General features: G+C 34.5%; 10 protein-coding genes. 2 read left to right on the top strand and 8 right to left on the bottom strand.

The window, feature by feature from the left end:
- Positions 1-36: 36 nt before the first annotated feature.
- From NCCP28_RS06895 to NCCP28_RS06885, 3 genes are all read right to left on the bottom strand, one after another.
- A complete protein-coding gene (locus NCCP28_RS06895; RefSeq protein WP_248560662.1) occupies positions 37-930 on the bottom strand; it encodes a carbohydrate ABC transporter permease in 894 nt (297 codons plus the stop codon).
- Between the two features lie 14 nt (positions 931-944).
- Entirely contained in the window at positions 945-1,799 is an 855-nt protein-coding gene (locus NCCP28_RS06890; RefSeq protein ID WP_248561115.1) for an ABC transporter permease, read from the bottom strand.
- Positions 1,800-1,958: 159 nt separating this feature from the next.
- Positions 1,959-3,635, bottom strand: a complete 1,677-nt coding sequence (locus NCCP28_RS06885; protein WP_248560661.1) for a type 2 periplasmic-binding domain-containing protein — start codon at positions 3,633-3,635, stop codon at positions 1,959-1,961.
- Positions 3,636-3,856: 221 nt separating this feature from the next.
- Between NCCP28_RS06885 and NCCP28_RS06880 the strand changes: the two genes are divergently transcribed.
- On the top strand, positions 3,857-5,413 hold the full coding sequence (locus NCCP28_RS06880) for a response regulator transcription factor (RefSeq protein WP_248560660.1): 1,557 nt from the start codon (positions 3,857-3,859) through the stop codon (positions 5,411-5,413).
- 1 nt (position 5,414) lies between these two features.
- The gene (locus NCCP28_RS06875) at positions 5,415-7,118 is read left to right on the top strand and encodes a sensor histidine kinase (RefSeq protein ID WP_248560659.1); all 1,704 of its coding nucleotides are present in this window, start codon (positions 5,415-5,417) and stop codon (positions 7,116-7,118) included.
- Positions 7,119-7,479: 361 nt separating this feature from the next.
- Here NCCP28_RS06875 and NCCP28_RS06870 read toward each other — a convergent pair whose 3' ends face one another.
- From NCCP28_RS06870 to NCCP28_RS06850, 5 genes are all read right to left on the bottom strand, one after another.
- Positions 7,480-7,968 carry a hypothetical protein gene (locus tag NCCP28_RS06870; RefSeq protein ID WP_248560658.1) on the bottom strand — a complete coding sequence of 163 codons (489 nt, stop codon included), beginning with the start codon at positions 7,966-7,968 and terminating at the stop codon, positions 7,480-7,482.
- Positions 7,965-8,714, bottom strand: coding sequence for a polysaccharide deacetylase family protein (locus NCCP28_RS06865; RefSeq protein WP_248560657.1), 750 nt, complete (start codon positions 8,712-8,714; stop codon positions 7,965-7,967). Before NCCP28_RS06865 ends, NCCP28_RS06870 begins: the two co-directional genes overlap by 4 nt.
- Before the next feature lie 399 nt (positions 8,715-9,113).
- A complete protein-coding gene (locus NCCP28_RS06860) occupies positions 9,114-10,451 on the bottom strand; it encodes an MFS transporter (protein ID WP_248560656.1) in 1,338 nt (445 codons plus the stop codon).
- 18 nt (positions 10,452-10,469) lie between these two features.
- Positions 10,470-11,618: a galactonate dehydratase gene (dgoD, locus tag NCCP28_RS06855; protein WP_248560655.1), complete on the bottom strand. Its 1,149-nt coding sequence runs from the start codon at positions 11,616-11,618 to the stop codon at positions 10,470-10,472.
- Positions 11,619-11,678: 60 nt separating this feature from the next.
- Complete coding sequence (locus NCCP28_RS06850) at positions 11,679-12,305, bottom strand: bifunctional 4-hydroxy-2-oxoglutarate aldolase/2-dehydro-3-deoxy-phosphogluconate aldolase (protein WP_248560654.1); 627 nt, start codon at positions 12,303-12,305, stop codon at positions 11,679-11,681.
- Positions 12,306-12,324 lie beyond the last annotated feature (19 nt).

Genomic DNA, 12,324 nt, shown 5'->3' with positions numbered 1-12,324 from the left:
ATATAAAATGAATTCTATAGTGCAGCTCTAAATTTTTTATTCTTTTACTGATCCTACTACAATGCCAGTAATAAAGTATTTTTGCAGCAGCGGATATATCACCAATAAAGGAACACAAGAGATGACTATTTTTGCTGCATTCAGATTTCTATTTGATACTTCACCTGCATTTGCTAATGCGCTGGCGCTTGATCCTGCTTTTAACATATCTTCAATACTGATTGTTAAGGACTGTATATAGGTCATCAAAGGATAATTGCTGACTTTTGTCATATATATTAATCCGGAAAAAAAGTCATTCCAATTTCCTACAATACTGAATAAAGCAACTGTGGCTAAAGCTGGAAGAGATATTGGAATATATACTTTCAGCAAAACTTGCAATGGATTAGCTCCATCCATTATTGCTGCTTCTTCTAAAGATTTTGGAACACCAATAAAAAAATTCATAACTAAAATTATACTAAATATTTGTACTGCCCCCGGCAATACTAGAGACCATATCGTATTTAAAAGATCTAGATTTTTAACAATTAAGTATGTTGGAATCATCCCTCCATTAAATAACATCGCAAATATGATAAGATTCATATAAATGGCTCTACCTTTGAACTCTCTTTTCGATTTAGATAAAGGATATGCCATTGTAACAATCAAAACCATATTAATAATAAGCGAAAGAACAACACGCTGAATAGAAATTCCAAAGGACCGCCAAAATTGAGCATCTTCCATAATCATCTTATATGCTTCTGTTGTAAAACTAACTGGTGCAAGACCTACTTTATTTGCAGCAACAGCCTCACTTCCGCTAAAAGAAATGGCGACAATATTCCATAAAGGCAGCAGGCAAGTCAGCGCCAAAAAAATCACGATTGCATATATAGAAATTTTTCCAAACCGTGCTGAAAAGCTTTTACTTTCTATCAAAACTTTCTACCCCCCTAGAATAATTTTCGATCTGTAAATCTCTTAGCTGCATTATTCGCTGATAGTATTAAAATAATGCCTATTACTGATTTAAATAAGCCAACCGCTGTCCCAAAACTATATTCACGGCCAATTAGCCCAATTCTATACACATAAGTATCAAGGATATCACCTGTTTCATAAACCATTGGTGTATATAAATTATAAACTTGATCAAAACCTGCATTAAGTATGTTAGGGAGACTCAATACTGCGAGCAAAAGGATAATTGGAAGCATTCCTGGAAGTGTAATATGCCAAACTCTCTTCCACCAGTTAGCTCCATCAATGCTGGCAGCTTCATGCAGGCCTGGATCAACTGCGGTTATAGCTGCCAAATAAACAATTGAATTATAGCCAAATTCTTTCCAAACATCCGTTCCAATAATTAATGGCTGAAAAAGTTTATTGCTGCCAAGAAAGTTCAGTTTTTCTAATCCCAAAAAAGCCAAAATCTGGTTGACCATTCCATCTAAATTAAACATATTTAAAACAACAGTTGCCAATACAACCCATGAAAGAAAATGCGGCAAATACACAACTGTTTGAATCGATTTTTTTAAGAATTTAAGGCGGATTTCATTTAAAAGAATAGCAAATACGATTGCCAATAAAGACCCTAAAATAATTTTCCCGAGTGCGATTACTATCGTATTTCGAAACAACTTTCCGATATCAGGCAAAGAAAACATATATTTAAAGTGTTCTAATCCTACAAATTCAGAACCCAAAATGCCTTTGGCTGGTATATAATCTTGAAATGCCATGATGATTCCAAACATAGGAACAAAGCTGAATATAATCAAAAATATCATTCCAGGCAGCAGCATTCCATGATAAAAAGCTTGCTCCTTCGTCCATTTTTTCAGTTTTTCCTTTTTTGCATTAAATTCAGTTTTTTTAAAATTTTCAGCTATTTCACTTTGGAGTTTTTCCATATTTTCCTCCTTAATTAATAAGAGCTGCTATGCAGCTCTTATTATTATTGATTACTGCCCATTTTCCAATTCTTCTTTAATTTCTGAGATGATTTCATCTCCGCCTTGTTTTTTCCAATTAGAAACATAGGTATCGAAATAATCTAGCGGCTTGTTGCCAGTTACTATTTTTATAAAAGATTCTTCTTCTAATTTCCCAAGATTAGCCCATTTTTTCTCCATTGTTTTTGTCGTGCCAAAAAATACAGGAGTCGTCCAATTAAATGCATCCTCTTCTGATAATGTGTTAATCATTCCCATGCCAAGCATCCTAGAATGATATTTGGACCAGGCAGAAGTATCAGCATTTGCAGGATCTTTTTCATAAGCCTTTACACTTTGTGCATCTATTTTCAAACCAGCTTTAGGTATATCATCGATAGAAGTCTTGCCATCTACTGCAGATTTGATATAAGCGTATTCCTCTAAAACATTATTAGCGTTGTATACTTCAATATTAAACGGTCTAGTTGAACCATCTACAGCAAGCTCGCTATATTTTGAAATTTCCGGATACTCTGTTTTTAAATCTTTAGTATTTATAATCTCATCATAAAATAAATTTAAGATTTTTATAGCCAACTCCGGGTGATCATAATCTTTTCTAACCACAATAAATTGTCCTGTTGGATTATTATGAACAACATTCACCTTTTCATTTTCGCCTTTTATAGAGTAGGCTGTGAACTCTGCATTTTTATCCATTCCTTTAACGGTAGATAATCCCCAGTCAGGAATATGCCAAGGTCCAGTAACAATTCCTGTTTGTCCTTTAGTAAGAAGGGCCATTATATCGTCCCAAGTTCTAGTTCCAAATTGTGGATCAACAATTCCCTTATCAAACCAATCTGCCATTACACCAAGTGCCTTTTTTGTGCTATCAGTGGTGGAACCATAAATAATATCTCCATTGCCATTATCCAGCCAAAACTTAGGATGTGCATTAAAAACAGCTGCTATGGATGACATAGTAAGTCCAGATCCGCCATAATCACTAGCATTTAGCCAAGTAGCAAATGGAATTCCTACTGGATTTCCAGAATTCCCAGGGTCTTTTTCTACAAAAGTTTTTGCCGTTTTTTCTAGCTCGTCCAAAGTGATTTGAGTGTCTCCATCACTGTCTAGTTTTATTCCAAGTTTGTCCATCCAATCTTTTCTGATCCAAACTATATTTGGAGCAGAATTTCCTATTGTTGCCGGAATTGCCATTAGATGCCCATCAAATGTAGCATCCGCTAGGTTTCTTCCATCATAAGTATCATAAACACCTTTAATGTAATCGCTTGCATTTTTATCGTAAACTTCGGTTAAATCTGCAATTAAATCATTTTCAACTAATTCTTTTAACTCTTCCTTGGAATCCACACGCATCATGTCTGGCAACTCTCCTGATGCAATCGCAAGCGCAACCTGCCTATTATAGTCTTCTCCCTCAGCTTCAAATTGATCTACAATTTTTACATTTAATTTCTCTTTCACAAGACGTGTGTATGCATTATCCTCATATGTGTCCCCTTCAGGCAGTTTCGGATTTGCTGCTGTGACGCGCCCCATTTTAATGATTGTTGTTCCATCTTTTGTTGAAGAATCTTCTGATGACGAAGACTCCACACAAGCTGCTAAAGAGACTGTCAACGTAGATGCCATTAGAGCAATACCCATACGTTTTAATAGTGATCTATACTTCATTAGTTTCCCCCCAAGTAAGTTTGTCTCAACAAACTGCTGAACTTTCTGCTCCTAAATAATGGCCGTTATTTAAGCTTAAGTATAGTTTAATTGATTGATTGTTCCTTTGATATATTAAATAAACCGTTTTCATGTACTTTTTTCCGGAAATTTCTGCCTGCGTTGTAATCTGCAAATCTAAGATGATATAATCATCATGAATTATATGGGAGGGAAAAAATATGCACCGCATTCTAATTGTAGATGATGAAAAAGATGAACGAAATGTCATCCGTTTTCTTCTAAATAAATTCAATTTTAAACTTGATATAATAGAAGCTGCCAATGGAAAAGAGGCAATTGTTCAATTGCAAAATCAGTCTGTAGATATTCTATTTACAGATGTCAAAATGCCCTTTATTGATGGAATAGAGCTTGCAGCAAAGGCGAGAATGATTTATCCTGATATCCAAATTATTTTCTTCAGTGGCCATGATGAATTTGACTTTATCAAAAAAGCGTTATCTTTGCGCGCGGTCGATTATATCTTAAAGCCTGTAAAACCTCAAGAATTTCAAGATACTATTTTCTCAGTCATACAAAATATTAAAACTCAGGAGAAGGAACAAATTCAAAAAAAAGCCAATACTTCATTCCTTAAAACCCATATTCTTTACCGTTTAGTAAACAAAACACCATTAGATATACTAAAAAATGAATACCCTTTCATAGATTTTGTTTTTTTAAATGAATATTGTCGCTTAATTTTGATTCAGTTTGAAGAGCCATTCTTTGATACACTTTCTAAAGATGAAGATGTTCTTTTCTTTTACAAACAGATGAAACAAATTATTCCTAGTACTTGTGATTTTATTGACCTAAATCCATTTCAAATTTTGTTGTTGCTGAAAAATGATGCAAACTACTTGGCATCGCCTATGCAAGTTGCCGATAAAATCCAAAAAAAGATTTATTCTGAATACAGAATTCAATGTTATATGTCTGTCGGCAAAGAACTTTCCACTCCTAGTGAGATACCAATAATATATGAACAATTGGAAAACTATCTAGAAGATCGCTTTTTCTACTCTGAGACATATATTTATCCAATTGACACTTCTATAACACAAGAAACAGAGTCTTTAGAACATGATGAAAATCTTTTATATGCGATTCAAGAGGCGATTCAATATGTTGATGCATTTAGTTTGAAACAAAATATAAATATTTTATTTCAAAAATATCATCAAAAAAAGGATTTTTCTCATATTTACGTCCGTTATTTATTTTCAAGACTTTTGCAGCTTCTTTGTCAATCTTTAAAAGAATACGATGAAAAAACAATTAACGATAAAATGGGTGAAATCTATTCTTGTCAATATTTCTCGGAAATTGAAAGTATTTTATTAACAATTAAAGAAAAAGTGATAAAAAAATTAGAGAAAAAGGAACACTCTCCGAAACATGTTATCCATATTGTTCAACAGTATATAAACGAACACTATGGAGAAGAATTAAGCTTAAACATACTTGCTGAAAAAGCATACTTGTCTCCACGCTATTTAAGTGAAGTATTTATTCAAGAAACTGGATGCGGACTCAATAAGTATATAAAAAACTTCAGAATGGAAAAAGCAAAAAAACTTCTGCATAATACCAATATGAAAATTAATGATATATGCAAAGAAGTAGGCTATCAAAATTTTTCATATTTCTGCAGAAGCTTTCGAGAAAATTTCGGCACAAGTCCAGAGAAATTCCGGCAAATGCACGGAGAAAAAAAGAAAGAGAATTATTAGTATGCGCAGATTTAAAATCTGGTTTAAGAATTTAAAATTCAGAAATAAAATACTTATTATTTGTTTATTGGCAAGTCTATTGCCTGTCATTGCATTGGGTTATTTTTGTTATTATCAAATACAGCATTTATTGATAACTCGCGAAAATGAAGTATTGGAAGAATCATTAAATCAATCCATTTTAAGTTTGGATTATAAAGTAAACACTTATTTTAATGTAGTCAATCAAATTGCATGGGACGAAGATGTTAAAAGAGGAGTAACTTCTGACTATGCCAACTCGTACGAAATGTACTTAATGTATAGGGATATATTAGATCCTTTAATCTTGACTGCACGCAATTTGCAAAACGACATTAATACAATCACGATATATAGCAACAATAAAACGATATATTATCATGGTGATATTCTGCGTCCTTTATCAGATATAGAACATACTAGCTGGTACCCTAGCGTTTTAAATACTACATCGCCAAAATTAGTCGCTTCTGATTCTGATCAGACACTTAAAGTAGTCTGTCAAATTTTCGATCGTTACAACAAGAATATTGTTTATCTGGACATAGATTATAAACATGTTTTTGATTCAATGGCAAGCTTATTTGAGGATACATACGGCATCATTATATTTGATGAAAATAATCAGCCTGTTTATTCTTTCGAAAGTTTTTCCAAACAAAATAACTCATATAAGCTTTCTGCAGATGAATTATTAAAAAAATATAAAAATGGATCCTTGGATCAAGATTATGTATACAAAAAAGCTGCACTTTCTTCCTATAAGTGGACAGCCTATTTATATCGCCCATTAGGCACTGTTTCAGCATCTACTTCCCAAATTACAGTGACTGTTATATTTGTGATTTTTTTGTGTATTTTATTCTTATTTTTGTCTATTTATTTTCTTTCTATAATAGTAGTCCGACCTTTAGAAAAACTAGCAAAAAATATGGAACAGATTGAAAAAGGAGATTTTTCTGTCACTGTCATTAATACATCTACCGATGAAATCGGGCATTTAATAAGACAATTTGGAAACATGGTTCATAAACTGCAAACGATGATTGATGAAGTGTATAACAGTAAAATTGCTCAACAAGAATATGAAATGAAAGCATTACAAGCTCAAATCAATCCCCATTTTTTCTATAATAGCCTCTCTCTTATTAATAGTAAGGCCATTATGACAGAACAAGAGGATATTAGCAAAATGGCTCAATTGCTTTCAACATATTACCGTACAACATTAAATAAAGGGAAAAATATCATTTCAGTAAAAGATGAATTAGAAAATACCACTTCATATATTCAAATTCAGCGTATGATGCATTCCAATTCATTCGATGTTCATTTTGAGATTGATGAACAAATTTTAAATTACACGATGATAAATCTCCTGCTGCAGCCATTAGTAGAAAATGCCATTAACCATGGCATTGACCATAAAGAAACTCCTGGAAAAGGCATCCTTACTATATCAGGAAAGCAATCAGATGATAATCTAATCTTTACAGTAGCTGATAATGGCTGTGGAATTAGCCGAGAAACATTGGAAACTATTCTCATTACTAAAACTAAAGGCTACGGGATTCAAAATGTGCATCATCGTATCCAACTAAATTATGGTGAAAAATATGGTTTATTTTATAAAAGCAAATGGATGGAAGGAACCATCGTTACTCTTATTATTCCGAAGAAATAAGGCATTTTTTCCTATCAATTTAATTCATAAAATAAAAAAACTGAAATTCGCATAATGATATGCTCCCTCTATGATAGACAGATTAAAAAATAAAAATCTGTCTGCCTTAGGGGGCCTTTTTATGTCCAATAAATTTTATTACTGAAATAAGATTAGCATCTTCCATCATTTTATTTTATAAAATGTAAAATAATTCCTATTATTAATATAAATAAGCTCTTTCCCTGAGATTTTGCATAAGCTAAACCGATAAAAAAATATGGCTATGTTAATAACTATCGTTGATAATATAATTTTGATTCAGCATATGAATACTAATTTTTTTACAATGAACCTTCTAATCAACAAAGTTATAAAAAAGCTAAAATAAAAAAGCAGGTGGATTATATGCATCAAGGTCAAGGAAATTTACCCTATATCCCATGGAATCAATGGCACCAGCAGCATCCTCATGGCACTTGGCAACAATGGCAGCAGCACTACCCTCATGATAATTGGCAACAGTGGCAGCAGCCGCAACATCCTCATCAACACGACAATTGGCAGCAGCCGCAACATCCTCATCAACACGATAATTGGCAGCAGCCGCAACATCCTCATCAACACGATAATTGGCAGCAGCCGCAACATCCTCATCAACACGATAATTGGCAGCAGCCGCAACATCCTCATCAACACGATAATTGGCAACAGCCGCAACACCCTCATCAACACGATAATTGGCAGCAGCCGCACCCATATATTCCTTGGCAGCAATGGCATCAACAATATCCCCATGGCTCATGGCAGCAGTGGCACCAGATGTTTCCTTCTTAATCAAAATATGATAAAAGACGAGGTAAATGCTCACCTCGTCTTTGTTGCCACATTTTCCACTATTTGCGCAAATTCATTCAGAGTGGTCGAATACTTCACATAAATTCTTGGCAAAAGATAAAGCTCATCTTTTATGCCTTTTTCATAAAAAGGTTCAGGTGTTGTTGTCAATCCGAATAAATAGTACTTTTTTGCTTCATTTATAACATTATCATCAGCACTTCCATATGGATAAGAAAGTGCTATAACAGGTTTGCCCGTAATGTTTTGAATTTTTTCTTTGGACTCTTTTAATTCATATTCTAGCTGGTTGCTTTTTGTTAAATCGGGATGTGTAGCAGCATGAGACTGAATGGAAATAATTTTCGAATCAGCCAGTTTTTTTAAATCTTCTTTGGATAATCGGTTTGATCGGCCAATAAAATCTGAAATAACAAATATCGTGCCCATTGGTGTAAATTGCTCATTTTTTAATTGTTGAAAGATTGCAAATGCATTCAAATTATTTTTGTATCCATCATCAAATGTAATGAAAATTGGTTTGTTTACTTTATGTATATCCTGCCACCGATCAAAAGTTAATAAGGTAAAGTTGTGGTCACGCAAATAAAGCATTTGTTTTTTAAAATTATCAGGTGTTACATACAATTCTTTAGAACCATGTCCATGAAACTCATCGATGGAATGATAAATTAAAATTGGAATTTTACGTTGTGCAGATGCTTGGGGTGGAAGCATAAAGGTAAATAGACATAAAATAATGATCACAGTTTTTTTCATAAAAATCCTCGCTTTAATTTTGATAACCTGCCTATTTATTGTGCCTACATCTGCTTTGTTTTATTAGGATGGAAACTATATTCCTTATAATATACTCAGCCAAAGTTTATATTGCTCAAACATGATTTTAGTAAAGGCTATTTTGCTATAAATGGCGAGGCAGCCTAAAATCCCCTTCACTTTCCGTGGGCGAGCATCAAGACTCCCTGTCCCATATGCTCTTGCCCAGGTCTCGTCTTTCTCACAGTCCCACAGGAGTCTGCATGTATTTAGTCTGTTGACACCTGATTCTTCCATTTTTTATTTTAGCTTTGAGAAAACAGCCTATCAAAAAATGAAGATCTAAATCCATAAAGGACTTAGATCTTTTTATCAAACTTTAAGATTTAACATGATTCATTACTTAGATATTTGCTGATTTTCGGGAAATTCTGATTTAATAATGTCTGGCACTCTCTGGATTTTCCCAACTAAGAAAATATAAGATAGTGCCCCAATTAGTGCAATGCAAGCGATAAAGGTTAAAGCAGGTGCAAAACTTCCGCCCTGAGCCAAGAAACCGATTACAATTGGAATTATAATAGAAGCAGTTCCTCCAATAAAATTAAACATGCCGCCAGCAATTCCTATTAATCTTTTTGGAGCTAATAAAGAGACAAATACCCAAGTAATCGATGCGAAACCGTTGCCAAAAAAAGCTATGCACATAAACAAAACTACTAAATTCGTACTTTCTACAAAGTTAGCACCTATAATTGATGTCGAAAGAAGTAAACCTGTTATAATAGGCACTTTTCTGGATACATCTGCTGAAATGCCTCTTTTCACTAAGAAATCAGAAAGAAAACCTGAAGATAATACCCCAACAAACGCTGCCAAAAATGGCAATGATGCCAGAAAACCAGATTTAATAAAAGCTAAACCTCTATATTCTACGAGATATGTTGGAAACCAAGTTAAGAAAAACCACAACGTTGAACTTACTGCAAACTGGCCAATATAGATTCCCCATAATTTTCTGCTGGATAAAATAACTGCAAAATCCTTTTTGCCGATTTTTCTTGGAGCTGGCGCAACTTTGCTGGCTGCCACTTCTTCAAAGATTGCCCCGCCCTCTTTCATATACTTTAATTCCTCTTTATTCACACGCTTGCTTTCTTGTGGATCTCTATAAAATAAATACCATAAAAGGGACCACGCTAAACCAATAATTCCTGTAATGATGAACAAACCTCTCCAGCCAACTGACTGCTGCAATAATACTAGCGTTGGCGTTAAAAAAGCTAAACCTACAAATTGTCCAGAAGTATAAATAGACACTGCTCTTGCTCTTTCATTTTCAGGAAACCAGCTTGCCGCCACTTTACTGTTCGTTGGAAAAGCAGGAGCTTCAAAAGCCCCTAGCCCGATTCTTAAAAACATAAAACCGGAAAAACCGCTAACAAACCCTTGCAGAAGAGTTGCCAGAGAAAACCCGGCAATTCCATAGGCATGTGTCTTTCTATTTCCCAGTTTATCCAAAAGCCAGCCTCCTGGAATTTGCAGAGCACAATAAGTCCAGCCAAAAGCAGAAAAGATTAATCCCATTTTTACAGGGTCTAAATTTAAATCATCTGTTATAAAAGGAGCTGCGATGGAAATATTGCTGCGATCCATATAGTTAATAATCACAGTAATAAACAGCATAAAAACAACTCCGTATCGTACATTCGTCATTTTACTGTTCAATGCTCTCACCTGCCAGGTTTATTTTTCTTACCATTCTGCAATGCTTCCATCCTTATGTCTCCAGACTGGATTTCTCCAATTATGACCAATTTGAGCCATTTTTCTGACATGATCTTCATTAATTTCTATTCCTAATCCAACACCGCTTGGAATCTTCACATAACCTTCTTCATACTTGAATACTTGATTGTCCACAATATAATCTAATAAATCACTGCCTTGGTTATAGTGGATTCCCAAACTTTGTTCTTGAATAAATGCATTATGGCAAGTGGCATCAACTTGCAGACATGCAGCAAGCGCAATAGGTCCTAGTGGGCAATGAGGGGCAGCAGCAACATCAAAAGCCTCAGCCATGGAAATAATTTTTTTGCATTCAGTGATTCCGCCCGCATGAGATAAATCTGGTTGAATGATATCAGCATATCCATCTGTAAGCAGTTTTTTGAAATCCCACTTAGAAAACATTCTTTCACCTGTTGCAATTGGAATCGCTACATGATTCGCAATTTCGCGTAATGCCTCATTATTTTCCGGCAGAACAGGCTCTTCAATAAACATAGGACGAAACTGTTCTAATTCTTTTGCAAGAATTTTTGCCATTGGCTTATGTACACGTCCATGAAAATCAATTCCTATTCCAATATATGGACCTACAGCTTCTCTAACAGCTGCAATGCGTTCTAATACTTGATCAATTTTTTCATAAGAATCAACATATTGAAGTTCTTCTGTTCCATTCATTTTTACTGCAGTGAACCCTTTTGACACAACTTCTTTTGCTGCATTTCCTACATCAGAGGGTCTGTCTCCGCCAATCCATGAATACACCTTAATAGAGTCTCTAGCTTTGCCTCCCAAAAGTTGATGTACAGGTGCATTAAAATACTTTCCTTTTATATCCCAAAGCGCTTGATCAATACCTGAAATGGCACTCATTAGAATTGGACCGCCACGGTAAAAACCTGCTCTGTACATAAGATTCCAATGGTCTTCAATATCAAGAGGATCTTTTCCAATTAAATATTCCATTAATTCATCTACAGCAGCTTTTACCGTTGCAGCTCTTCCTTCAATGACAGGCTCTCCCCAGCCTACAATTCCTTCATCTGTTTCAATTTTTAAGAATAGCCAACGCGGCGGTACTTGGAATAATTCATAACTTGTGATTTTCATTTGTCATCTCTCCTAAAATATAAATTTATTATTTTTTATAATATAAAAATCTATTACTATTTAATCTTTGATAGCTGCAACATAGGCTTGTGCTTTTTTCGTTAATTCCTTTAAATAGTCTTCTGTTATTTCTTGCTTTGTATCTACCAATGAGCTTCCTATTCCGAATCCCACTGCACCAGCCTTCTTAAATTCCGCTATATTTTCTATATTTACACCGCCAGTCGGCAAAAGAGGTATATGATTTAACGGTCCGCGAATATCTTTTATATAACTTGCGCCAATGCTTGCTGGAAAAACTTTAACAATATCCCCTCCATTTTCAAAAGCTGTCAGAATTTCTGTAGGAGTAAATGCTCCTGGAATGCTTACTGCACCATATCGCTTCGTCATTTTAATCGTTTCTGCATTTACTGTCGGAGATAAAATAAATTTTGCACCGGCGAGAATCGCAGCTCGAGCCGATTCAGGATCCAGCACAGTTCCTGCACCAACCACCATTTTCTCTCCCAACTCTTGTGAAACTAATTCTATTGACTTTAATGCATTTGGTGAGTTTAAGGTGATTTCAATTAATTTAACGCCTCCCTCTTTTAAAGCATTAGCAATCTTAACTGTATCCTCTGGAGCAGCTCCACGGATAATTGAAACTATTTTATTGTCCATTATTTGTTGCAGTGTATTCATAAATTTTAGCTCCCTTCTA

The organism is Niallia sp. NCCP-28 (assembly GCF_023168165.1).
In the GTDB taxonomy this organism is placed as follows: Bacteria; Bacillota; Bacilli; order Bacillales; family Cytobacillaceae; genus Niallia.
Note: the sequence above shows the minus strand (reverse complement) of the source record. Positions and strands in the feature narration are given on the sequence as shown.

Excerpts from the sequence above, each read along its gene's own strand:
- NCCP28_RS06880 (WP_248560660.1), top strand. The coding sequence starts at position 3,857 with ATGCACCGCATTCTAATTGTAGATGATGAAAAAGATGAACGAAATGTC.
- NCCP28_RS06875 (WP_248560659.1), top strand. The coding sequence starts at position 5,415 with ATGCGCAGATTTAAAATCTGGTTTAAGAATTTAAAATTCAGAAATAAA.
- NCCP28_RS06865 (WP_248560657.1), bottom strand. The coding sequence starts at position 8,714 with ATGAAAAAAACTGTGATCATTATTTTATGTCTATTTACCTTTATGCTT.
- NCCP28_RS06850 (WP_248560654.1), bottom strand. The coding sequence starts at position 12,305 with ATGAATACACTGCAACAAATAATGGACAATAAAATAGTTTCAATTATC.
- dgoD (WP_248560655.1), bottom strand. The coding sequence starts at position 11,618 with ATGAAAATCACAAGTTATGAATTATTCCAAGTACCGCCGCGTTGGCTA.
- NCCP28_RS06885 (WP_248560661.1), bottom strand. The coding sequence starts at position 3,635 with ATGAAGTATAGATCACTATTAAAACGTATGGGTATTGCTCTAATGGCA.
- NCCP28_RS06890 (WP_248561115.1), bottom strand. The coding sequence starts at position 1,799 with ATGCTGCTGCCTGGAATGATATTTTTGATTATATTCAGCTTTGTTCCT.